The 23,261-nt window shown below is 60.6% G+C and carries 20 protein-coding genes; 12 read left to right on the forward strand and 8 right to left on the reverse strand.

The window, feature by feature from the left end; genetic code table 11:
* Nucleotides 1-3 precede the first annotated feature (3 nt).
* From B149_RS0109325 to B149_RS0109340, 4 genes are read left to right on the forward strand one after another with little or no spacing between them, the layout of a single operon-like run.
* Nucleotides 4-480 carry a GNAT family N-acetyltransferase gene (locus B149_RS0109325; protein ID WP_018124921.1) on the forward strand — a complete coding sequence of 159 codons (477 nt, stop codon included), beginning with the start codon at nucleotides 4-6 and terminating at the stop codon, nucleotides 478-480.
* Entirely contained in the window at nucleotides 477-1,871 is a 1,395-nt protein-coding gene (nifE, locus tag B149_RS0109330; protein WP_018124922.1) for a nitrogenase iron-molybdenum cofactor biosynthesis protein NifE, read from the forward strand. The genes B149_RS0109325 and nifE overlap by 4 nt, the downstream gene beginning before the upstream one ends.
* The gene (locus B149_RS0109335) at nucleotides 1,861-3,225 is read left to right on the forward strand and encodes a nitrogenase component 1 (RefSeq protein WP_018124923.1); all 1,365 of its coding nucleotides are present in this window, start codon (nucleotides 1,861-1,863) and stop codon (nucleotides 3,223-3,225) included. Before nifE ends, B149_RS0109335 begins: the two co-directional genes overlap by 11 nt.
* A gap of 10 nt (nucleotides 3,226-3,235) precedes the next feature.
* A complete protein-coding gene (locus B149_RS0109340) occupies nucleotides 3,236-4,504 on the forward strand; it encodes a radical SAM protein (RefSeq protein ID WP_018124924.1) in 1,269 nt (422 codons plus the stop codon).
* A 114-nt stretch (nucleotides 4,505-4,618) separates the two neighbouring features.
* Here B149_RS0109340 and B149_RS0109345 read toward each other — a convergent pair whose 3' ends face one another.
* The 3 genes from B149_RS0109345 to cfa form a co-directional block, all read right to left on the reverse strand.
* Complete coding sequence (locus B149_RS0109345) at nucleotides 4,619-6,217, reverse strand: sigma-54-dependent Fis family transcriptional regulator (RefSeq protein WP_018124925.1); 1,599 nt, start codon at nucleotides 6,215-6,217, stop codon at nucleotides 4,619-4,621.
* Nucleotides 6,218-6,405: 188 nt separating this feature from the next.
* The gene (locus tag B149_RS0109350; RefSeq protein WP_018124926.1) at nucleotides 6,406-6,948 is read right to left on the reverse strand and encodes an HPP family protein; all 543 of its coding nucleotides are present in this window, start codon (nucleotides 6,946-6,948) and stop codon (nucleotides 6,406-6,408) included.
* A gap of 147 nt (nucleotides 6,949-7,095) precedes the next feature.
* Entirely contained in the window at nucleotides 7,096-8,208 is a 1,113-nt protein-coding gene (gene cfa, locus B149_RS0109355; protein ID WP_018124927.1) for a cyclopropane fatty acyl phospholipid synthase, read from the reverse strand.
* A 471-nt stretch (nucleotides 8,209-8,679) separates the two neighbouring features.
* Between cfa and B149_RS0109360 the strand changes: the two genes are divergently transcribed.
* From B149_RS0109360 to corA, 4 genes are all read left to right on the forward strand, one after another.
* Nucleotides 8,680-9,690 (forward strand): BMP family lipoprotein, encoded by a 1,011-nt coding sequence (locus B149_RS0109360; RefSeq protein WP_018124928.1) that lies wholly within the window; start codon nucleotides 8,680-8,682, stop codon nucleotides 9,688-9,690.
* A complete protein-coding gene (locus tag B149_RS17920; RefSeq protein ID WP_051069542.1) occupies nucleotides 9,687-11,294 on the forward strand; it encodes a HAMP domain-containing sensor histidine kinase in 1,608 nt (535 codons plus the stop codon). Before B149_RS0109360 ends, B149_RS17920 begins: the two co-directional genes overlap by 4 nt.
* Nucleotides 11,295-11,461: 167 nt before the next feature.
* Nucleotides 11,462-11,692: a LapA family protein gene (locus B149_RS0109370; protein ID WP_018124930.1), complete on the forward strand. Its 231-nt coding sequence runs from the start codon at nucleotides 11,462-11,464 to the stop codon at nucleotides 11,690-11,692.
* Nucleotides 11,693-11,698: 6 nt separating this feature from the next.
* Entirely contained in the window at nucleotides 11,699-12,760 is a 1,062-nt protein-coding gene (gene corA, locus B149_RS0109375; RefSeq protein ID WP_018124931.1) for a magnesium/cobalt transporter CorA, read from the forward strand.
* A gap of 7 nt (nucleotides 12,761-12,767) precedes the next feature.
* Here the strand turns inward: corA and polA are convergent, their stop codons facing one another.
* Genes polA through cbiR form a run of 4 tightly spaced genes read right to left on the reverse strand, consistent with a single transcriptional unit; the run spans nucleotide 12,768 to nucleotide 17,800 of the window.
* The gene (gene polA, locus B149_RS0109380; RefSeq protein WP_018124932.1) at nucleotides 12,768-15,404 is read right to left on the reverse strand and encodes a DNA polymerase I; all 2,637 of its coding nucleotides are present in this window, start codon (nucleotides 15,402-15,404) and stop codon (nucleotides 12,768-12,770) included.
* Between the two features lie 17 nt (nucleotides 15,405-15,421).
* Nucleotides 15,422-16,417 carry a DHH family phosphoesterase gene (locus B149_RS0109385; protein ID WP_018124933.1) on the reverse strand — a complete coding sequence of 332 codons (996 nt, stop codon included), beginning with the start codon at nucleotides 16,415-16,417 and terminating at the stop codon, nucleotides 15,422-15,424.
* A gap of 7 nt (nucleotides 16,418-16,424) precedes the next feature.
* Complete coding sequence (locus B149_RS0109390; RefSeq protein WP_018124934.1) at nucleotides 16,425-16,928, reverse strand: bifunctional adenosylcobinamide kinase/adenosylcobinamide-phosphate guanylyltransferase; 504 nt, start codon at nucleotides 16,926-16,928, stop codon at nucleotides 16,425-16,427.
* On the reverse strand, nucleotides 16,925-17,800 hold the full coding sequence (cbiR, locus tag B149_RS16870; RefSeq protein ID WP_342661891.1) for a cobamide remodeling phosphodiesterase CbiR: 876 nt from the start codon (nucleotides 17,798-17,800) through the stop codon (nucleotides 16,925-16,927). The genes B149_RS0109390 and cbiR overlap by 4 nt, the downstream gene beginning before the upstream one ends.
* Nucleotides 17,801-17,827: 27 nt before the next feature.
* Between cbiR and B149_RS18710 the strand changes: the two genes are divergently transcribed.
* Nucleotides 17,828-17,977 carry a hypothetical protein gene (locus tag B149_RS18710; RefSeq protein WP_018124936.1) on the forward strand — a complete coding sequence of 50 codons (150 nt, stop codon included), beginning with the start codon at nucleotides 17,828-17,830 and terminating at the stop codon, nucleotides 17,975-17,977.
* Here the strand turns inward: B149_RS18710 and B149_RS0109405 are convergent.
* Nucleotides 17,974-21,075: a UvrD-helicase domain-containing protein gene (locus B149_RS0109405; protein ID WP_018124937.1), complete on the reverse strand. Its 3,102-nt coding sequence runs from the start codon at nucleotides 21,073-21,075 to the stop codon at nucleotides 17,974-17,976. The genes B149_RS18710 and B149_RS0109405 overlap by 4 nt on opposite strands.
* A 106-nt stretch (nucleotides 21,076-21,181) precedes the next feature.
* Between B149_RS0109405 and B149_RS0109410 the strand changes: the two genes are divergently transcribed.
* From B149_RS0109410 to B149_RS0109420, 3 genes are read left to right on the forward strand one after another with little or no spacing between them, the layout of a single operon-like run.
* A complete protein-coding gene (locus tag B149_RS0109410) occupies nucleotides 21,182-21,670 on the forward strand; it encodes a MarR family winged helix-turn-helix transcriptional regulator (RefSeq protein WP_245533208.1) in 489 nt (162 codons plus the stop codon).
* A complete protein-coding gene (locus B149_RS0109415; RefSeq protein WP_040372512.1) occupies nucleotides 21,649-22,188 on the forward strand; it encodes a DUF2269 family protein in 540 nt (179 codons plus the stop codon). Before B149_RS0109410 ends, B149_RS0109415 begins: the two co-directional genes overlap by 22 nt.
* Nucleotides 22,181-23,257 (forward strand): efflux RND transporter periplasmic adaptor subunit, encoded by a 1,077-nt coding sequence (locus B149_RS0109420; RefSeq protein WP_018124940.1) that lies wholly within the window; start codon nucleotides 22,181-22,183, stop codon nucleotides 23,255-23,257. The genes B149_RS0109415 and B149_RS0109420 overlap by 8 nt, the downstream gene beginning before the upstream one ends.
* Nucleotides 23,258-23,261 lie beyond the last annotated feature (4 nt).

Genomic DNA, 23,261 nt, shown 5'->3' on the forward strand with positions numbered 1-23,261 from the left:
GCCGTGAGCGTCCATGCAGAATTCACCATCAGACAGGCCCGCCCCGACGACGTAAGGGCCATGACCGGGCTGCTGTCGGAGCTTTTCTCAATCGAAACGGATTTTCGGCCGGACGGAGAAAGGCAGCAGACGGGGCTGTTCATGTTGATGGAAGAAGATCGCGGACGCGTCACGGTGGCCGAAAAGGACGGGGAAGTCGTGGGCATGTGCACCGGGCAGCTCGTTGTCTCCACCGCCGAGGGCGGCTGGTCCGCTTTGGTGGAGGATCTGGTGGTCCGCAAGGACTGCCGCAGAAACGGCATGGCCCGGGCGCTGCTCGCGGATATCGGAAGCTGGGCGTCCGGAAGCGGGGCATCCCGTCTCCAGCTGCTCGCGGACCGGGACAACGACCCCGCCTTGAAATTTTACGCAAGGATCGGATGGAGCCTTACGCGGCTGATCTGCATCCGCCGCAACATGAACCCGGGAGAGAACGCATGACCAATGACAGCACCATACTCGACGAACGGCGGGCGCAGGTCTTCCGCAGCGGAAGCGGGGATATCGACATCGCCTGCAACCGGCAGTCGTTGGCCGGAGCGGTCAGCCAGCGCGCCTGCGTCTTCTGCGGGTCCCGAGTGGTGCTCTATCCCATCGCCGATGCATTGCATCTGGTGCACGGTCCGGTGGGATGCGCCGCCTACACCTGGGATATCCGCGGCGCGCTTTCCAGCGGTCCGGAGCTGCATCGCCTGAGCTTCACCACCGACCTGCGGGAAAAGGACATCATCTTCGGCGGCGAACCCAAGCTGGAAGCCGCGCTGCTGGAGCTGATCGAACGCAATAAGCCCAAAGCCGCGTTCGTCTATTCCACCTGCATCGTCGGCCTGATCGGCGACGACATGGAGGCCGTCTGCCGGCGCGTGGAGGAAAAGACGGGCATCCCGGTGCTGCCGGTGCAGTCCGAGGGCTTCAAGGGCAGCAAGCGCGAAGGCTACCTTGCGGCCTGCAAGGCCATGTTCCGGCTGGTGGGAACCGCCGACATCTCGGATGTCCCCGAGCTGTCAGTCAATATTTTCGGCGACTTCAACATCGCCGGTGAAACGTGGATCATCAAGGACTATCTGGAGCGCATGGGCCTGACCGTGGTGGCAAGCGTCACCGGCGACGGCAGGGTGGACGACATCCGCCGCATCCACGGCGCATCGCTGAATATGGTCCAATGTTCGGGCGCGACCCTCGATCTGGCCAAGATGATCGAAGAGAAGTTCGGCAAGCCGCACTGTCGCGTCTCGTGGCTGGGCATCGAGGACATGGCCGAGTCGCTTTACAAGGTCGCGGAACATTTCGCGCACCTTGATCCCGGCATCATGGAACGCACCGCCGATCTGGTTCGCAGCGAACTGGGAAAGATCATGCCGGGGCTGGCGCGCTACCGCGCCGATCTGGAAGGCAAGAAGGCCGCGGTCTACGTGGGCGGCGCGTTCAAGGCTTTTTCGCTCATCAAGTCCTTCCGGCACCTCGGTATGGAGGTGGCCGTGGTCGGCTCCCAGACAGGCACCAAGGAAGATTACGCGGAACTGGCGGAGGTTACCGATCCCGGAACCATCATCGTGGACGACGCAAACCCGCTGGAACTGCAGGAATTCATCAAGGAAAAGGACGTGGACGTCTTCGTGGGCGGCGTCAAGGAACGCCCCATCGCCTTCAAGCTCGGCGTTGGATTCTGTGATCATAACCACGAACGGAAGATACCGCTTGAAGGCTTCGAAGGTATGTTGAACTTCGCCAGAGAAGTGCACGCCTCGGCCATGAGCCCGGTCTGGAATTTCGTCCCGCGCCGGGAAGCGCGGCACCGCGATGTCGGAAAGGAGTGCGGCCATGACGAATAATCCCGCTGCAAAGAACGCCGTTTCCACAACCAACGCGTGCAAGCTGTGTACGCCACTGGGTGCCAGCCTCGCCTTCAAGGGCGTGGAGGGGGCGGTGCCGTTCCTGCACGGATCGCAGGGCTGCGCCACCTACATGCGTCGCTACATCATATCCCACTTCCGCGAGCCTATCGACATCGCGTCCTCGGCGCTCGGTGAGAAGCAGGCGGTGTACGGCGGCGGCCCGAATCTGAAGAAGGGCATTCTCAACGTCATGAAGAAGTATTCGCCCAGCCTCGTGGGCGTGGCCTCCACCTGTCTCACCGAAACCATCGGCGACGACATGGGCCTGATTCTTCACGAATTCCGCGAAGAGTTCTCCGATCTGGACCTGCCCGAAGTGGTGCACGTGTCCACCCCGAGCTATCAGGGCACCCACTCCGATGGGTTCCACCGAGCCGTGCACGCCCTGACCGATCAGCTAGCCGACCCGGAAGCGGAGAAGAATGAGCGCATCGCCCTTTTCCCGGGCATGGTCTCGCCCGCGGAGATTCGGCTGCTCAAGGACATATTCCGAGAGTACGGGCTGACACCGACAGTACTGCCGGACATTTCCGACACCCTCGACGGCCCTGCGCTGGAGGACTACGAGCCAGTGGCTTCCGGCGGAACTCCGGTGGCCGACATCAAGGCTCTGCCCGGTGCGGCCGCGTCCGTGGAGTTCGGCAGCTGTCTGCCGAGGGAATCCGGGGGTACCTGTCTGGAAAAACGTTTCGGCGTCCTGAATACGCGCCTGCCTATCCCGCTGGGAGTTCGTGCCTGCGACGATTTCTACGATGCCCTTGCCGAGCTTTCCGGCAGTTGCATTCCACGCCGTTACGAGCAGGAGCGCGGACGACTGGTGGACGCCTACGTGGACGGCCACAAGTATGTCTTCGGCAAGCGGGCCGTCGTTTACGGCGAGGAAAACCTCGTGGTGGCGCTGACCGCGTTTCTGGCGGAGATCGGCGTGCAGCCCGTGCTGGTGGGTACCGGCGCCGAGGGCAAACGCCTCGCCGAAGCCGTGGAAAGCGCGTGCGGCGATCTGCTTCGGGAGCAGCCTCTGGTGCGCGAGGGCGTGGACTTTCACGACATCGCGGAAGAGGCCGAGGCCCTGACCCCTGAACTGGTGCTCGGCAACTCCAAGGGGCAGCGTTACGCAAGGGCATGGAACGCGCCGCTTATTCGCGCAGGGTTCCCCATTCACGACCGTTTCGGCGGCCAGCGTCTGAAGGGAATCGGTTACGAGGGAACGCAGGAACTTTTCGACCGCATCGTCAACGCCCTGATCGACAAAAAGCAGTCCGACAGCCCCATCGGCTGGGGATATATCTAGGAGATCCGCCATGAGTACGAAAAAGCACCCCTGTTTCGACAAGTCTTCCATCGGTGAATGCGGCAGAGTTCATCTTCCGGTGGCTCCCAAGTGCAACATCAAATGCAACTACTGCGATCGCAAGCACGACTGCGTGAACGAATCGCGCCCCGGCGTGACCTCGGCGGTGCTCAAGCCGCATCAGGCCCTTGAGTATCTGCACAAGGTCATGGAGGCCGCGCCGAGCACCACCGTGGTCGGCATCGCGGGGCCGGGCGATCCCATGGCCAATCCTGCGGAGACGCTGGAGACCATGCGGCTGGTAAAGAAGCATTATCCGGACATGCTGTTCTGTCTGTCCTCCAACGGATTGGGAATGCCGCCGTATCTGGACCGCCTCAAGGAGTTGGGGGTGACCCACGCCACCATCACCGTCAACGCGGTGGACCCGGACATTGCCGAGCGCATCTACGCTTGGGCCCGCGACGGCAAGGTCATCTACCGCAAGAAGGACGCCGCAAGGATTCTCATCGAACGCCAGCTCGAATCCGTCAAGGGGCTGGTGGAGCGCGGCATCACCGTGAAGGTCAACACCATCGTTATTCCCGGATACAACGATCATCATGTGGAAGAAGTGGCCAAGGTTGTCGGCGCACTCGGTGCGACCCTGCAGAACTGCATCCCGGTGTATCCCAACAGGGAAACGCCGTTTGCGGACGTGGAGGAGCCGTCGCACGCCATGGTCAGTGAGCTTCGAAGGACGGCAGGCGAGCATGTGGAGCAGATGACGCACTGCAAGCGTTGCCGCGCCGATGCCGTGGGGCTGCTTGAAGCGGATCGGTCCGGGGAATTCGCGGATACGCTGGGAGCCTGCTCGCGGCTGCTTCCCAGCAATGAAGATGAGGACCGTCCCTACGTCGCCATCGCCAGCCGTGAAGGGATGCTGGTGAACATGCATCTCGGCGAGGCGCGTTCGTTTCAGATTTGGGGTCGCGCCTCCGATGACGCCGGATTCGTCAAGATAGAGGATCGTCCCGCGCCGCCCATGGGCGGCGGACCCAAGCGCTGGGAAGCACTGGCCGGAACGCTGAAGGACTGTCGCGCAGTGCTCGCGGCGGCCATGGGCGATACGCCCAGGATGCTTCTGGAGGAAAACGGCCTTCCCGCGCATGCGGTAACCGGGTTCATTGCCGACAACCTCGCCGCCCTCTACCGGACCGGCGACCTGAGTGCCTTTGCCGCCCGTCGGGGTGGCGGATGCGGCACGGGCTGCTCAGGCGGAGGCGGCGGGTGCGGATAGACGTGACACCCCGACATGTTGCCCATAGTGGGCGCACCTCCCCCAAAGGCCCCGGTCAATGCGTTCAGACCGGGGCCGTTTTATTTGGGGTGAGGGTGGAGTCGGGTGAGGAAATTATTTGTGACGCCGCAGTTCGGCGCGGCCTTCGGCGATCATGGACTCCAGACCGTACTTGTGCACGCGGTATCCCATCTGCCGGGGCGTGATGCCGAGTTCTTCGGCCGCACGATACTGTATCCAGTCCGCACGCCTGAGCGCCGCGATGACTTCGTTGCGCTCCATATCCGCAAGGGAGCCCATGCCGCCGCAATGCTCGGCATGGACGGGTGATGCGTGGAGGTCCGGTTCTGGAACCGGCACAGGTTCCGGGGCGTGCGTCGCGGGCGTGAGAAAGCTTCGGATGAAGTCGTGATCCAGCCGTTCCTGATCGGCCATGATGACGAGCCGTTCGATGAGGTTTTCCATCTCCCGCACGTTTCCGGGCCAGTCGTATTCCGTGAGCAGGTTCAGGGCTCGAGGTGTGAGCGACAGAGTGCGCCCGTAGTCTTCTTCTGCCTTCTTGATGAAGTGGGAGAGCAGGCCGGGAACGTCTTCCTTGCGTTCACGCAGGGGCGGCACCGTCATGGGGAACACGCTCAGGCGGTAGAACAGGTCGGGCCGGAAGTTGCCCTGAGCCGCAAGCTGTTCAAGGTCGCGGTTGGTGGCGGTGACGATGCGCACGTCCACGGAGCGCGTCCGGCTGGAGCCGAGGCGCTCGAACTCCTTTTCCTGCAACACGCGCAGCAGTTTCGCCTGCACGGGCATGGCCAGCTCGCCGATCTCGTCCAGAAATATGGTGCCGCCGCATGCTTCCTCAAAGCGGCCGGGGCGCGTGTTGGCCGCGCCGGTGAAGGCCCCTTTTTCGTAGCCGAACAGTTCGCTCTCCAGCAGGTTTTCCGGGATGGAAGCGCAGTTGACCTTGATGAACGGATATGATTTGCGGTCGGAAAGCTCGTGGATGATCCGTGCGATCAGTGTTTTGCCCACCCCGGATTCCCCCAGTAAAAGCACGGTGGCGCGGGTCGGAGCCACGCGTTCCAGCTGGCGCTGGACTTCCTGCATGGCGTGGGAACGGCCGACAATGTACGGTCCCTTGTTCTCGCGTGAGAGCTGACTGCGAAGCTGCACGTTTTCGGCCCGCAGCACTTCCTCGCGCTTCTTCACCTTCTCGTTGAGGCTGATGAACTGGGCGATGAGCGTTGCCACCACCGAAAGAAATTCCATGTCCTCACCGAAATCCACGTCATCCGTGAACAGCCGGTCCACGTTCAGCACGCCGATGGGCGACCCGCCGAGGAGGATGGGAACCCCGAGAAAGGAAAGGGTGTTCTTCTGCACGGCGCGCGTTCCGGTCTTGTCCAGAAAAAGCGGCTCGCGGCTGACGTCCGGCACATAGTAGGGTTGCGCCGTCTGGAAGATCCGTCCGGTGACGCCTTCGTCCAGACGATAGACGCCGCGCCGTTCTTCTTCCGGACGCAGGCCGTATGACGCGCTGATGTTCAGCAGGCCGGTATGCTGGTCGAGCAGCGTCACCGTGGCGCGTTGCATGGCGAGCTTTTCGGAAAGAATGCGCAGGATGTCACCCAGGGTCCGTTCCAGATCAAGGGCGCGATCGATCACTTGACAGATAGCCAGAAGAGCGGAGAGTTTCAGTTTTCGGATGGGGGTATGCATACCCCTGTACGAGCAGGATAGATGCCAAAGCAACTATTTAAAAAGTGTTTTATTGCAGTTTCTTGCGAGGTATGGGCTTTGGTTGGGTTTAACGTATTTGTGAATTTTCGAGAGTGGTTGAACAAAATGGTGAGTTCTTAGGGGGCTCTGTATCCCGGAGTCGGGGGCGACTCCGGGATACAGAGCGTCTAGGTGATCTCTTCCGCAGGGCAGACGGGACGTGGATAAACGCGGCCCGGTGCCATGCGGTTCACGGCAAGTGCCACCAGCAGCATCAGCAGGGCGCCGGTGCCTACGGGGAAAAGGGCATAGAGGTATCCGAGCTTATGGATCTGCGGACCGCCGATAACCGCGATGAGCGCGGTGGCGCCGCCGGGCGGGTGGAGCGTGTCCGTGAATTGCATCAGGGCAATGGCCGTTGCCACGGCTGCTGGGGCCGCTATCCACATCTGGCCGCCGAAAAGCTGCATGGCGGCGACGCCAACCACTGCGGAAAGGATGTGTCCGCCGATGAGGTTGCGCGGCTGGGCCAGCGGGCTGTCCACAGCACCATAGATGAGCACGGCCGAGGCCCCGAAGGATCCGATGATGAGCGTCAGCCCCGTGCCTTTGAGCAGGAAGCCGGTGATGAATGAAACCGAGGCGATGCCTGCGAATGCGCCGATCCATGACCAGATAATCTGTGTTTTGCAGGTGGCGTTTCTGCCCTTGATGAGCGAGCGTGAGATCATACGGTGCGTGCCTCCTTGAGAAAACAGCTGTCTTTCATGAAGAGAAACAATACCCCATGAGCCGGACTGTTTCTTTGATACAGGTCAACTGTCCGGCATTTCATGCGGTTGCCGTTTCGGGCAGACGGTGCTGGCGCTGGAGGGGTGCTACAGGCGGCAGCAGGGTTGCTCGCGGCAGGCGTCCTCGCGGGTCATGACCACCTGCCAGAGCTGCATATCGCGGGCGCGGAAAGCGCCTGCGCATGATTGCAGATAGTACTCCCACATGCGCTTGAACCGTTCACTGTACTCGTCGGCGAGCTCCGGCCAGTTCTGCTGGAAGTTTTCATTCCAGTTCATGAGCGTCGTGTCGTAGTGCGGGCCGAAGTTGTGCCAGTCCTCGATGACGAACAGGCCCTCGGCGCTGCGGCCGATCTGCGCCGCGCTCGGAAGCATGCCGTTTGGGAATATGTAGCGGGAAATCCACGGATCGCAATCAGTGCAGGATTCGTTGCCGCCGATGGTGTGCAGCAGAAATATGCCCTGCGGCTTGAGACAGCTGTGAGCCGCGCGCATGAAACTGCGGTAGTTGCGATATCCCACGTGCTCGAACATGCCCACGGAAACGATCTTGTCGTATTCGCCCTCAATGTCGCGGTAATCCATTTCGGCAAAATGAACGGGGAGGTCCTTGCAGAAGTCGGCAGCAAAGGCCAGCTGCTCGCGCGAAATGTTGACGGCCGTGACCTCGCAGTCGTGGTTTTCCGCAAGGTACCGCGCGAGACCGCCCCAGCCGCACCCGATGTCGAGTACGGAGTCGCCCGGTTTGATGTTCAGCTTGCCCGCAATTATGGCGAGCTTGTTTCGCTGGGCCTCGTTCAGGTCGTCCGTACCCTCGAAGTAGCCACAACTGTATTGCAGGTAGTCGTCGAGAAAAGAGAGAAAAAGGTCGTTGCCCAGGTCGTAATGCTGCTCCGCTACAATACGGCTTCGCAGTTTGGACTGAAGATTCAGGATTATTCCCGGGAGCATTCGCAGCAGGTGTCTGGGACTTCCCGTGACCTTTTCATGCAGGCGGGCCGCGAGCAGCCGCTTGATCATCTTGTCGATGCGCGGACAGTCCCACCAGCCGTCCATGTAAGATTCGCCAAGACCGAGGTTCTTATCGCGCCAAATGCGGGCGTACCACCTGTCGTCATACACCCGGATGTCCCAGGGTCTCTCACCGTTGATGGAAATGTCGGCCGACTCCATTAGTTCCCGGATGGTTTTGGCAATCACGACTCAAGTCCTCCTTTCGTCCGGAACAGAGCCAAAACGTGAGCCGCTCATAAGACTCCTTAGGCTCCATGGACGAGTCTTGGTCGGTTAGGGGAAAGGGTATTTTTCAAGATTTAACAAAAATTGACATTGATGCAACCTGCTTCAGTCGTTTTCACTGCACTGTGAAACTTCAGCGTGGCAGGAAATGTGTGGTTTGCGAATTCCATGGCGGTGAGAAAACGGAAAATCGCTTCAGTGGGCAATGCCCGGACATGATTGTCTTTCGTGCCCTCATGGAAGGGATGGGGGCGTACAGCGCCTTGCCAAGCCGTGCCGTTTGTGCAACTTTTCGCTCAGGAGCCGGGCACGGCGGCTACCGATTTTCATCCATTGCATGGGGGGAGCATGGTGAGAGCGTCCAGCGGGAAAACAATTCGGGAAAAAACAGCATTTATACGATCTTTTTGTCGCCTTATTGCGCTTTGCGTAATGCTTGTGCTTCCTCTCGGATGTGCTGAAGGGCCTTCTGAGAAGCGGGAGCAGAAGAGCAGCATCGCTGAAGAGCGCGGCGTGCTGTTCGGAATGTATCTGGATGCCAGCGGTCTCGGTGACAGGGGCTTTCTCGACATGCAGTATCAGGGGCTGGTGCGCGGTTGCCAGAAACACGATGCGCGTTTCGTCATCGAACAGCGTGAGAGTGATGACGGAGTGGAAGAAGCGCTCGGGAGTCTGGAGCATCTGGTGGCACAGGGGTGTCGCGCCGTATTCTGCACCAGTCTGGTCATGCGGGAAGCCATGCAGATTGCCGCAAGAAATCACCCGGACGTTCTGTTCGTGCTCATGGATACCCGACTGGAGGACTATCTGCCGAATACCGCCTCGGTCACGTTTCGTACCGGAGAGGCGTCGTACCTTGCGGGATACATAGCCGCCCACATGAGCGACAGTATCGGCATCATAGGCGGCACCGACGTGGTCCCGGTTCGGGAGTTCGTTGTCGGTTTTCGTGAGGGAATCCGGGCCGCGAGTGAGCAGACGGCCATCCATGAGCGCTACATCGACGATGTGGACGCAACAGGGATCGTATGGAACAACCCGTCGGCAGCCGCAGGCATTGCCAGAGCCATGTCGGAAACGCATGGCGTGGATCTCTTCTTTCCGGTGGCCGGCGCTTCGGCGCTGGGCGTATTCAACTACATCGAAACGACGGACAAGCTCGCAATTGGCGTGGACTCGGATCAGGATTATCTGGCCAAGGGTCAGATAATCACGAGCGTCATCAAGCGCATGGATGTGGCGGTGGAAGACCTCGTGGGCGAAATCTCGGCAGGGCGTTTCGAAAATCGCGACTATGCCTTCGACCTGTCCAGCGGCGGGGTGGCTCTGAGCCCAATGCATCACACCCGTCACATGCTTCCAGACGGCCTGCATGACGAGGTGGACTCGCTCAGGAAGAAGATAATCGACGGCACCATTCAGGTCCCCACGGCATACAGGTGAAAACGGTGAGAAGGGCGCTTCGGAGTTTACTAAAGGGCATCGGGGCCCGCCTTTCCCTGAAGATCAACCTTGTGGTGGTGGTCTGCATGGTCATGCTCATGCTCATCCCGGCCATTCTGCTGGCGCAGACTTACCGCCAGCGGCATCTGGAAAGCGTAAGGCGCGACGCGGAACGGATGGTGGAGCTCTTTGCCGAACTGTCTCAGGACCAGCTGGCTCGTCAGGCTTACGGCATGCTCTATTACAATGCCAAGAGCCTCATGGGAAAGGAAAACGTCCGCTTCGTGAACATCTATGACACGCAAGGTGTCAACCTGCTTCCCTTCACCGGAAAAGGTTCGCTTCCGGACGACAGTGTGCATGTGGTCAGCCGGGACGTGGTGGCCCGTCACATTGAATCCGGGTTCGTGGGACGCGTGGTGGTCGGCGTGGATCTCGCCCCGGCGGAGGCCGAGGTGGATCGGATGTTCGCTCTGCTGCTGCTTGGTATCTTCGGTTCCGGAGGCATCCTTGTGCTAACGCTGACCCATATGCTGCAACGGTTTGTGGTGCGGCCGGTGAACACCCTGGAAGAATCAGTCAGGACCATCGCGACCGGAGATCTGGAGCATCGCATAGCCGAAACCGGTCACGACGAGCTTGGGCGACTGGCTTCCAACATCAATATTATGACCGCCAACCTCAATATGAGCATGCGGGCCAGACGACAGGCCGAGGCCGGACTGGAGAAGCTCAACCGCGAGCTTGAGGAAAAGGTGCGCGAACGCACCGAGCGGCTTTCCGAAAAGGCCGTGGAGTTGGAAAAGGCCAACGAACGGCTTCAGGGGCTTGATCGTGTGAAGTCCTCCCTTCTTTCGCAGGTTTCCCATGAACTCAGGACGCCCCTGACTTCCATTCTCGGTTTCACCAAGGTCATTCACCGGGATTTCGACAGGCTTTTTATGCCGCTGGCCCGGGAGGACGGCACCCTGTCCCACAAGGGGGAGCGCATCGTCTCCAATCTTGAGATCATCGAGAACGAAGGAGACAGGCTGACACGGCTCATCAACGACCTGCTTGACCTGAACAAGATCGAATCGGGACACATGGAGTGGCGCGACAGGGTGGTGGACTTTTCGGAATGCGTGGAGCAGGCGGTCCGCTCGTGCTACGGCGCGTTTACCGCCAAGGCGGACGTGCAGCTTGAATGGGAAGTGGAAGACGAGCTTCCCGCCGTGTTCGTGGACCCGGACCGTATGGACCAGCTGCTGACGAACCTCATCGGAAACGCGGCCAAATTCACCCACTCGGGCAGCGTCTCCGTGACGGCTCGCAGGTGCGACGAAGGCTGGATCGAGGTCAGCGTGGCGGACACCGGAGTCGGCATCCGCAGCGAGGATCTGGACAGGATTTTCCGCAAGTTCACGCAGGTGGGGCAGGAAAACTGCGAAACCACTCGCGTGCGCGGGACCGGGCTTGGTCTGGCTATCTGCCGTGAAATCGTGGAGCGGTACGGCGGTTCGCTGCGGGTCGAGTCCGAATACGGAAAAGGCAGTGCGTTCATCTTCACCCTGCCGGTATACGGTCCCGATTTCCGAAAGACCGGCGAACCCTTGCTTGACTAGTACCTTACACAGCATTTTCGACTACCTTGCCGGAATTTCTTCCGGTTCTTGGCAACAGACCGCATATCGCGTTATGGTGCGATCACACTCAGGAAGCTTCTGCTCCCGGCAGAGCGCGCGTACGCGTTCGTAAGCCATCAGGCCGGGAGAACACCGAGGAGGTTGTTATGATCGCACGTTGGGAACGCATGAATATCAAAGAGCGTATCAGACTGGTTCTGGTGACGCTGCTCGTCGCCCTTGTCCTGCTGTTTTTCATTCAGAACAATGAAACCGTGCAGGTTGCCTTTCTGTGGGGAACCTTCGCGCTCCCCCGTTTCGTGATGCTCCCGGGACTGCTGCTTCTGGGATTCGTGGCCGGATACCTTGTGGCAAGACTGCGGAGGCACCGGAGGTAGCCGCTCATGGCAAGGTTTCTTCGCAAGATAGACCGCAAGGCTGGCCAGCCGCCCGGAGCGGTTATCTTTGTGGGCGAGCGGAAGATGGAGCGGCCGAGGCTGCGCGTCATTCGCTTCGACCCGCAGACCGTTCAGGAGGAAGAACCGGAGTCGGTAGAAGACGTGCAGGCCGCAGCGTCCCGGGGTGGCGTGCTCTGGGCAAATCTCGACGGGCTGCACGATGAATCGATATTGCATCGCTTCGGTGCGGGGTTCGACCTGCCGTCGCTCGTGCTCGAAGACGTGGCTAACACCTCTCAGCGTCCGAAGGCTGAGGATTTTGAGGAGTTCTCGTTCATCTGCGCCCGGATGCTCTGGCTTGGCGAAGACCGGCAGGTGCATGCGGAGCAGTTGAGCATGGCGGTGTTTTCGTCCGTGCTGCTCACGTTTCAGGAGCGGACCGGGGATGTCTTCGATGCAGTGCGCCAGCGTATTCGCTCTGGGCGGGGGAGGGTACGCAGACGCGATGCGCCCTATCTGGCCTGCGCATTGCTGGATTCCGTCATGGAAAACTGTATCCGGGTCATCGAGGTGCTCGGTGAACGGATAGAGGATATGGGCGAGGAAGTGCTGAATGATCCGTCCCCCGAACTGTTGGAGGAAATCCACGAATACCGGCGTGAAGTGGCCTATGTTCGCAAACATCTGAGGCCCATGCGGGAAATGGTGCATCGGCTTGCGCGCAGCGAGTCCGAGCTGTTCGGTCCGGACATGCGCCCGTTCCTCGATGAATTGACCGATCTGGCGGATCAGGCTTCCGAGGCCGCGGACCTGTACCGGGACATGCTGGGCGATCATCTGAACGCCTATAACATGGTCATGGCCAACAGGCTCAACGACGTCATGCGTTTTCTGACGGTGTTCGCCACCATCTTCATCCCATTGACTTTCGTGGCCGGGGTGTACGGCATGAACTTTCAGCACATGCCGGAGCTTGGCCTGCGTTGGGCCTATCCCGCATTCTGGGGTCTCATCGTCGCCCTCGGTGGCGGAATGATTGTCTATTTTCGCAAGAAAGGGTGGCTCTAGGCCGGGGCTAGTGTGCCTCGGCCCAGTTCACGCCAACGCCTACGTCCACCTTCAGCGGCACACTGAGGTCCACGGTGGACTGCATTACTTCCTGAAGACGGTTGCCCGCCTCCTGCGCCCGGTCCTCGGGCACTTCCGCGATGAGTTCGTCATGCACCTGAAGAATGAGGAGTGCGCCAAGGTCGCGCAGTTGTTTGTCGTCGCGAGCCTTGATCATGGCCATCTTGATGACGTCCGCGGCGCTGCCCTGAATCACGGTGTTCACCGCCTGCCTGCGCGCCTGGGAGACCACCTGGTTATTGCGGGAGTGCAGTTCCGGCAGCAGCCTGCGGCGTCCCGCCAGCGTGGTGACGAACCCTTTCTCCGTGGCGTCCTCGATGATGCCTTCGTAAAAACCCTTGAGCGTGGCGAGCTTTTCGAAGTAGCGCTCAATGAACTCCTTGGCCTCGTTCACGGTGATGCCGAGCTCGCGCGAAAGCTTCTGTGGTCCCATGCCGTAGATCAGGCCGAAGTTGACGGTTTTGGCGTTGCGGCGTTCCGAGTCGGTCACTTCGGAGGACGTTTTTTCGGCAAGCAGAGCGGCTGTTGCGGTATGAATATCCGCATCTTCGCGAAACGCTTCCACCAACGCCGGGTCCTGTGAGAAGTGGGCCAGCACGCGCAGTTCGATCTGCGAGTAGTCGGCCGCGGCCAGCAGGTTGCCCTTTTCGGCGGTGAAGCAGGCGCGCATGCGCTTGCCGTACTTCCCGCGGATGGGAATGTTCTGCAGGTTGGGCCGCGAACTGGAAAGTCTGCCGGTGGCTGTTGCGAGCTGATTGAAATGCGTGTGGATGCGACCGTCGTTGCCCGCCAGTTTTGGTAGCGGTTCCAGATAGGTGGAGCGCAGTTTTTCGAGCATCCGGTATTCCAGGACATCGTCCACGATGGGGTGTTGGTCGCGGATTTTCTCAAGCACGGTGTTGGCGGTGGAGTACTGGCCCCCGGCCGTCTTGCCCGCGGGCTTGAGCCCGAGCCTGTCGAAGAGCACGCCGGAGAGCTGCTGGCTGGAGCGGATGTTGAATTCCTCGCCCGCCTTGTCGATTATCTCGCGTGTCAGACCGGAGAGCTGCTGACTGACTTCATTGAGGAAATCGTCGAATGCTTCGCGGTCGATGGCCACCCCGGCTTTTTCCATCTCTACGAGCGCCGGGATAAGCGGAATCTCCAGGTCGCGCATGAGCGGGCCGAGCTTGGCGTTGTCTATCTGCGGCGACACGCCGTGCATGTAGGCGAGTGCGGCCAGACCGTCGGCGTCGGGATGTAGGTCCGAACCCGCGTCACTGAAGGCCTGTCCGGAAAAAAGGGACTGTTTCAGGCGGTCCCACTCGTACCCGCGTGATTCGGGGTCGAGCAGGTAGGCTGCGAGGCTGAGGTCGTACCACTGCGAGCTGGGTATGGACTCCCAGCACTCGTGGTCGCGAAGCAGCTCCTGAAGGCTGGGCGTGGCAATGAGCATGGCCTTGCCAACCTTCTCTGCCAGTGCCGGAGCTTCGGCGGTGCACAGGTATTCCTTTCCCTCAAAGCCGATGCGAAAGCCGTCCGGCGTGACGCAGAGACCGACTTCTCCACCCTTGAACGAGGGAAGCCCGTCCGCATCGGTCGTGGTCATCTCCAGCGGCGGCTGATCCTTTTTTTCTTCCACGGCCTCGCCGAAGAGGGAAAGCTGTTTCTGCCCGTTGTCGCCGGAAGGCTTGGGCGCGGCAGGAGCCGCCTTGCCGGATGACTTGGCCGGGACGGGGATGCTGGCCGCAAGCGACCTCAGCTCGTAGTTTATCAGAAATTCACGCAGCTTCTCCGCTTCGGGATCGCGCACCTCGAAGATTTCGAGCTTGTCCATGCAGCAGTCGAGCTTCATGCGCGTGAGTTCGCGGTACATGAAAATATTGTCGAGCTCCGGCTCAACCTTTTCCCTGAGTTTGGGCGGCAGGTTCTCGTAACCGTCGCGCAGGTCCTCCAGCGTGGGGTAGTCGGCCATGATCTTCTTGGCAGTGACCGGGCCCACCTTGGGAATGCCGGGGATGTTGTCCGAGGAATCGCCGATAAGAGCTTGAAAGTCGGGCCACTGGTTCGGTTCCATGCCTTCCTCTTCCCGAAAACTCTCAAGCGTGATCAGCTTTTCCTGCTTGCCTGCCGGATTGAGGATTACCACGTTTTCGTCGAGGCACTGCTTGAGGTCCTTGTCCGAACCCACGATCACCACGGGACGGCCGCCTTTGTAGCGGGCCGCAAGCGAGGCGATGCAGTCATCGGCCTCCACGCCTTCGGAGACCAGCAACTTGAGGCCGAGCATCTGCACGCCCTCGCGCACCGGTTCGATCTGCGCGGCGAGGTCTTCAGGCATGGCGGGACGGTTGGCCTTGTACTGGTCGTACAGGTCGTGGCGAAAATTCGGTCCCTTGCCGTCCATGATGAACCCGCAGAACGTGGGCTGTTCCTTTTTGAGAAGGTTCAGCACCGTGCGCAGGGTGGTGTTGATGGCACCTGTGGGAAAGCCGTCGGACCGGCTCAGGTTGGAGCGGGCGTAAAACGAACGGTACAGCAGGGCGGTCCCGTCAATGAGAAAGACGGGCTCTTTGTCGAAATTCAATTGTTTTATCAGTGACATGTGGTGCCGTCTCAGGGCTAGATTCGTTTTATCACGCCCCGTTTGCCCTTTCCGAGCTTTTTGAGCATGAAGATTTCGGGGTCCTCGTTGCCGAGGTTCTCCAGATCCACTTCGGCGCGGGCGGCTTCCTTGTGCCCACCCGCGGAACCAAGCTCACCGAAGAGGTTGGTGGCCATCTTGCCCATGTCGCGGCGCATGCCGTCGCCCCGGAAAATGACGACCAGCTTGCCTTCGTAGACGCCGGAGACGACGAGCCACGGGACACCGTGGATTCTGGTGAAGAAGTCGGCCACGATCACGAGGATGTCGGGGTTCTCAACCTTTCCGGCATGGGCGAACAACCCCTGTCCGACGCGGCGGAGATTGTAGAAGGAGCGGGAGAAGTAACGCATCCAGTCGAGGTGGAACTCGCTGCGGCTGATGCGGTTCATGAGCTTGGTGTCGGCGTACTTGTTCAGATATTTGAAGGCCGCCATGTCCGCGTCGATGAACTCGCGCTCGAAGCTTCTGGTGTCGCTCTTGATGCCGTACATGAGCGCGGTGGCCAGCAGCTTCGCGGGCCGGATGCGCATATTGTACAGGTATTCCGTGAGCATGGTGCAGGTCGAGCCGTATTTTGGACGCACGTCCACAAAGTCGGCCTCGGGCTTCTTCTCCGGAAGCAGGGGGTGGTGGTCTATGACCACGGAAAAATCGAACTGCTCGAATTCCGGATTGTGGTGCGGCTGGGAATCCACCAGTGCGAACTTGTCGTACTGTGCCGCGAGGTTCGGAATGAGTTTGCGCGTGGGGATGCGCAGATAGCGGATCATGGCCAGGTTGTCGGGCCGCTTGATCTCGTTGATCTGGCCGATGCCCACGTGGGACACCTTGCGGGCCATGATGCGCCTGAGGGCCAGTGCGGACCCGAGTGCGTCCGGGTCGGCGTTGATGACGATCAGCCAGGCGTCGTCCTTCTTGAACAGGGCGAGCAGTTTCTCGACGTGTTCATCCAGTTGGCGAAAAATAGCCATGCTGTTCCTATTTGAGCTTGAGCGGCAGGCCCGCGGCCACTAGGTGCACGCGGTCCGCGATGCGGGCCGTCCGGCGGTTGAGTTCACCGAGGTTGCGTATGAAGGCACGGACTTCGCCCGACATGGGCAGCGGTCCGAGACCGGCCTCGCATGAAACCAGAATAAGCTCAGCTCCTCTCCAGTTTTGAAGCGTGTCCAGCAGTTGCTGCACGGCTTCTGTTTCCGTCCCGGCCTCCCGGCATGCAAAGAGCCAGAAGTCGAGACTGTCCGCAAGCACGGAACCAAAGTCCGTGTTAGCTTGTCTGAGTCTTTGAGGCAAGTCCCACCCGACCTCAAGCACCTCGATGAGAGGATTTCTTTCGTGACGGTGGGTATTTATCTGCCTTCGAAATTCCTGATCCCCCGCCTTTCCCGTGGCCACAAAGGCCTTTGGACCGGGGGCCTGCTCCAGCAGTTCCAGCGCGTAGTCGGACTTGCCCGACTTGTTTCCGCCAAGCACCAGCGTGATCATGCGCCGTCCTCCCGGTCGCCAAGCAGTTTATGCAATCGGCGCAGTGAACTTTCAAGCTGCCCCTGCCGAAAAACTTCCAGCACGAGGCTTCCGTCCTGCGGAAGCCGCCCGACCCATCGACGCAGCATATTCGCGCCTTTTTCGTCAAGATCGTCCAGCGGGCCGTGTTCGCCCCTTGGTCCGGGACCGTAAACGTGCAGCATCCGCACACGCTCCCACAGACCCGGCAGCGACTCCAGTCCGTCCTGCCCGAAGGCAATGCGGTGGCCGATGTCCAGGCACACCCCGTAACCGTTTTCGGCGATCTCTCCCCAGCAGGCCGAAAGATCGTTGCCCTCGATGTTTTCGATGAGCACTGATTCGGTGGCGATACCGCCGTCTGCAAGGAGTTGGGAGAGTTGCCCGAGTTTCCGGGCATCATCTGGGGGATGTAGGACATAGGCCGTCGGGCGAAGATAGTCAACCTTGCGGGCGAGGGCGAGGATGGCTTCGGCCACTGACGTGACGCCTTCCTGCCACGGCAGGTCGAGCGGAAGGTGCACGCTGTAACGCAGGTTCAGTTCCGAGAGGTCCGGAGGCAGGTCGTTTTCGTCATAGGCGAGGCAGGAGTCGGTTTCAAAGAACGTCAGACTGACCTCGTCCACCATTCCTTCCAGATGACGGCAGTTGCCGCCCACCGTGTCCGGAATCACGAACGAAGGCGCAGCAATGCGCGGCCCACCGTCGAAAAGTCGACGAGTGCGCGAAAAATGTTCGCTTTTGCCGGACGTATTCTCGGAAACGTGGGAAATAACGGCCCGGTTGCCGGAGCAAGGGGTTGATAAGTGAAGACTATCTCTTCGGGGCATGACTATTGCTGAGTCTGTTGACATCGGAAACCCTGTCCGGAGGGTCAGGCCATGAATTCCATACGAAACATTGCACAGCACACATTCAACCCCCTGCACGTCTTCTGCAGACTGCGGCAGGTAGGTATGAATATCCGCGCGGCGCGCGTTGTCTGCCGTGTCTATGAAAACTGTCTGTATAAGCTGATGTTCCCGTTCTAGCCGAGCAGGCTCATCTGCTTTTCCTTCGTGACCTTCTTGGCGGTCATGGTGCTGTGGGTGAACATGTCCGCGGGCACTTCGCGAAGATAGCGGGAGGGCGGCAGGTGAAGCTCCTTGCCGAACAGGTGCCGTTTATCGGCCCGGCTCATGAAAAGCATCCTCTTCGCCCTTGTCATGGAGACATAGAGCAGACGACGTTCCTCGGCGAAAGACTGGCCCCGTCCGGGGGTGAGCGTCACCTTGGCCGTCAGCAGGTCCAGTCCGGCAAAGGGCATGATCCCTTCTTCCAATGCCGGAATGAAGACCGCATCGAACTCCAGTCCCTTGGCCGCGTGCATGGTCATTATCTGAACTTTCTCGGCGGATTTGCCGACAAGCTCGGTCTCGCTCTGCAGGCTGACCCAGTTGACGAGCCCGGCCCAGCCGCCTCGCCTGTCGAACTCGGCTTTGAGCTGTTTGAACGGCTTGCTTTCCCAGAAGAACTGGTCGAAAGGCGGTACTTCCTCAAGGTAGGCCGAGAGCCCGATGGGACCCTTGGCAAGGATGTGTTCCGGCACTTCCAGCACTTCCTCGCTGCCGATCATGGTCATGCCGAGGAAGCTTCCGGCCGCGTCAAGGATGATTTTGCAGCGTTCGTCGTTCCAGAACGGTTCGGTCTCGGGCGTGGCAACAGGCAGGCCGAACCGTTTGAGCGCGGATTCAAGTATCGGCACGAGGGCCTTGAACCGAACCAGCACGGCGATGTCGCCGGGGGCCATGGAGCCGTGGCCGATCTCGTCGGCAAGGGTGTGGCTCGTGGCACCGATGAGTTGCTTGGCGCGGTCCGCTATCCACGCGGCCTCGCGGGTGTCGTCGGGGGCTTCGAAGGCGTGCAGCACGGTCTCCCGGTCCCGGACCGCGCGAATGCGCGTGTCATCAGGGAAAAGGTGCTGGGCCGCAGTGAGCACATCCTGTCCCGAGCGGTAGTTCTCTTCAAGCGTGATGGTTTTCAGCGACGGCCAGAAGCGTTTCAGCTGTTCCTCCGCGTTATCCGTGGCGCCGCGGAATCCGTAGATGGACTGGCGCGGGTCGCCGATGCAGAAAACGCCCTTGCCGGATTCGGGGGCGATGCCCTTGATCACCGCAAGCTGCAACGCGGTGAGGTCCTGCACCTCGTCCACGAGTACGTGTCGCCACGGCTGATGAAAGGTGGGCGCCTCGGTCTGCTCAAGCATGAACTCCAGCAGGTCGGTGTGATCCAGCAGGTTCCAGTGGTTTTTCTGGTTGCCGTAGTTGATGTGGGCGTCAAACAGGTCGTCGGGCACCGGTTCGAGCCGCTCGCGCGAAAGATTGTATTTGTTCCAGTAGTGCTTGAGGTGCTTCTTGGAGATGTCCGGGTTCACCTCGTGAAACAGCTTGATGGCAGCGTCTTCGGGCAGGATGACCGGAGTCTCGGAGTAGGCGTGCTTCCAGTAGTCGAAGCACAGGGAGTGCAGGGTGCCTGCCTGCGGCTGCTCGTCGTCCATGCGTTCGCGCTTCAACCGGTCACGAAGCTCCTGTGCGGCGCGGCGGGTGAAGGTCAGGCACAGGATGCGTCTGGCGCGTTCGCCCTCGTCGAGCAGGCGNTTGACACGGCCCATCAGGGTCTGCGTCTTGCCTGTTCCGGGGCCTGCGAGCACCAGCGTCGGTTCAGGGCCGGCCTTGATGGCCTTCTGCTGCGCATCATTATAGGTAATGGTCTCGGGTTCCACTGAGGCGGCTGCTTCCGGTACGGACGGGGAGACACAAACGGCCTCGGCCTCATCTCCCTTGGCGGGGCGGGGGATGTCCACCAGCGTGGCGCCGTTGCGGATCTGGTCGCGCTCCTGCTGCGTGAAGACGCTGATGACGCCGAATTCGCCGTCGTAACCGGGGGTGCGGATGACGCGTCCCTCGCGCATGCGGCCGATGCCTTCGGCCAACGGGCAGCCAAAGCGCTTGAGTTCTTCCTCCGGCGCACGTTGCAGCACGTTCAGCTCGGAGCCGAATTCGGCGATGAGGTCCATGTACGCCTTGTGCACTTTTTTGGAGCCGGGGCCAACGCCGATGACCTCGCTGAGCACTTCCTTGAGCGGGATGAGCGAGGTGTAGCCGGGCTGGTTGGCTGGCTGCTTGGCTTCGTGGCGGTCCGCCAGTTCAAGGACGCGGGCGTAGACGCCGCGGGTGATCGGCTTTCCGCAGACGGGGCAGAGCCCCCCGCGCGATTCGGATTCGCGAGGGTCCATGACTACGCCGCATTTGCGGTGGCCGTCCATGTGGTACTTGCCCTCTTCTGGGAAGAATTCGACGGTGCCGAGAAATTTGTTGCCCAGTCCTTCGCCCTTGAGTGCGCGATAGATGCCCTCGTAGGACATCTCGGCCCGGAACAGGTTGGCCTCGCGCCCCAGTTTTTCCCCGGAATGCGCATCCGAGTTGGATACGAGCCGGATGCGGTCGAGCTCGCTCCAGGTCCAGTTCATCTCCGGGTCCGAGGACAGGCCGGTTTCCATGGCGAAGATCTCACGGGAATATTCGCCAAAGCATTCGGCAATGGAGTCAAAGCCGGATTTGGAGCCGAAAATGGAGAACCACGGAGTCCAGATGTGAGCGGGGACAACGAAGCCCATGGGGCTTGTGTTCAGGACGAGGTCCAGCAGGTCGCGGGAGTCGAGCCCGAGAATGGGGCGGCCGTCGGATTCGATGTTGCCGATGGCGTCGAGTTTTTCATTGAAGCGCTTAACGGATTCGATATCGGGCAGGTAGACGAGGTTGTGGACTTTCCGGGTCTTGCCGCCGCGCTTGTATATGGAACTGATCTCCGCCTGAAGCATGAAGCGGGTGGTTCCGGCCAGCGGCCCCTGTGTTCCGGGAATGATCTCCTCAAGTCCCTGAGGGTCCTTGAGCGTCAGCAGCCCGGAACCGTCGTCCACAAGGTTTTCCTCAATCTCCTCCAGCCATCCGGGATGGGTGAAGTCGCCGGTTCCGAGGACGTTCAGGCCCTTGACTCGACCCCACGCGGCAAGCGTCCGAATGGTCAGATTCTTGCTGGTGGCCCTCGAAAAACGCGAATGAATGTGCAGGTCGGCGGTGAAACGTTCCATGGCCGAAACACTATGCCCAAAGGTCCGATATTGCAACCCGGATGGAGACATTTCACCTTGACGGCTGTTGTTGGTTGCGCATACAACGGCTGCCATGAAAACCGACATGCTCAAAGCGAGGGATTCCCTCGGTTATCTCAGCTATAAAACAAGCCGCGTCATATCCAATGCGCTGGCCGCAAAGTTTGCGGAAAACGGCATCAACGTCACGGTGGAACAGTGGCGCGTCCTGATGCCTCTTAGCAAGGTGGACGGGCTTCCGCAGGGCCGCATCGGCGAAGTGCTCATGCAGGAAAAGACCGGCATCAGCCGCTTGGTGGCGGGACTGGAGCGGCACGGCTACGTGCGCCGCGAGTCAGATCCGCAGGACCGGCGGCTCAAACGGCTCTTCATCACCGACGCCGGGCGTGAACTGGTTGAAAGAACCATAGTGCTCATGCATGAGGTGAACGATGTCGTGGAGCAGGGCATTGCGCCGGAAAGGCTGGCCTCGGCCAAGGAAGTGATGCACAAGGTGTTGGAAAACCTTTTGGGTCACCCCGACCCCGCGGTGGCCTGTTCTCAGGAGCAGCCATGCGACAAGGAAGACGATTGAGGCTCTCGGTCACCGGGCGCAAGTGGCTCAAAGTGCTGCATCTGGCTGCCGCGGCGTGCTGGATCGGCGGGGCGGTTTCGCTTCTCTCGCTGTGGTTTCTCAAGCAGGGGCTGCTGGACGGGGCGGTGGTACACGGCATCAACCGTGCCGCGCATCAGGTGGACATGGTGGTCGTGGTCGTTCCCGGCGCATTCGGATGCCTCTTTACCGGGCTGGCCTACTCGCTGCTGACGGACTGGGGCTTTCTGCGGCACGGCTGGATTATCGCTAAATGGGTTCTCACTGTGGGTGCCATTCTTTTCGGCACGTTTTATCTCGGCCCCTGGGAAACGGCCATGATGGACCTGACCGGTGAACTTGGCTCGGAAGCGTTGACGGATGCGCAGTACATCCGCAGCCAGGCACTGAATTTTCAATGGGGAACGGTGCAGGTGGGCGTCCTGCTTCTGACGGTGTGGCTTTCCGTCTTCAAGCCGTTCAGGAATCTGCAAAACAGGAAGGATAAGCGACATGCGTAATATTATTTCCGCTTTGGCGGTGCTGGCGTTTCTCATGGCGGGAAGCGTTGCGGCACACGCTCAGGACAAGAAAGGCGGCCAGCCGCCCGCGCCGGTGGTTGTCGGCGAAGTGACGCAGGGCAAGGTGGCTCCGCGCACCGAATACATCGGTACCGTCTACTTCACCGAGCAGTCCGAAGTTGCCGCGGAAGTCGCGGGCAAGGTCGTGGACATTCCGGTGAACCACGGTTCCCGCGTCAAGAAGGGCGACGTGCTCGTGCAGCTGTCCACCGATATCATCGACCGCAAGGTCGCCAACGCGCGTGCGCTTGTGAATCAGGCTCAGGCCGAATACGAGAATGCGCGCCTCGAAGGTGAGCGGGTTACCAAGCTTTTTGACAGCAAGTCCGTTGCCGAGGGCGAATACGACGCCAAGCGTCTCGGCGCGGAATCGGCCGAGATGAAGATGGTCGCGGCTCGCGCCGTGCTGAATCGCCTCGAACTGGAACGCCGGAAAAAGACCATCCGCGCCCCCTACGACGGTGTCGTGGTGCAGCGGAACGTCAGCCGCGGCGAATGGGTTTCCACCGGCTCCGAGGTTCTGGTCATGGGTCGCGATGACGAGTTCGACGTGGAATGCAACATCCCTGCCCGCGCCGCAGGCGTGGTACAGGAAGGGCTTGAAGTGATTGTGCGTGTGAACGACCGTGAGCTTGATGGCCGGGTTTATGCGGTCATTCCCAAGGGCGACGTCTCCACCCGTACGTTCCCGGTCAAGATCCGGGTCAAGAGCCCGGGCTGGCTGGCCGAAGGGATGGAAGCCCGCGTGTCCCTGCCTTCCTCCGCACCCGGCGAGACCCTGATCGTCCCCCGCGACGCGGTTATTTCCTCGCGCGGCCAGATGGTCGTCTGGACCATCGAGGACGGCAAGGCTGCGCCGATTCCCGTTCGGGTCACCGGATTCCGCGGTCTGGAGGCCGGGGTGGTGGCCGAAGGGCTCAAGGAAGGTATGCCCGTCGTGACCAAGGGCAATGAACGTCTGCGTCCCGGACAGCCCGTGCGGCCCGTTCAGGCCGACAAGGAACAGTAGGGGG

Source organism: Desulfovibrio oxyclinae DSM 11498 (genome assembly GCF_000375485.1).
GTDB lineage: Bacteria > Desulfobacterota > Desulfovibrionia > Desulfovibrionales > Desulfovibrionaceae > Pseudodesulfovibrio > Pseudodesulfovibrio oxyclinae.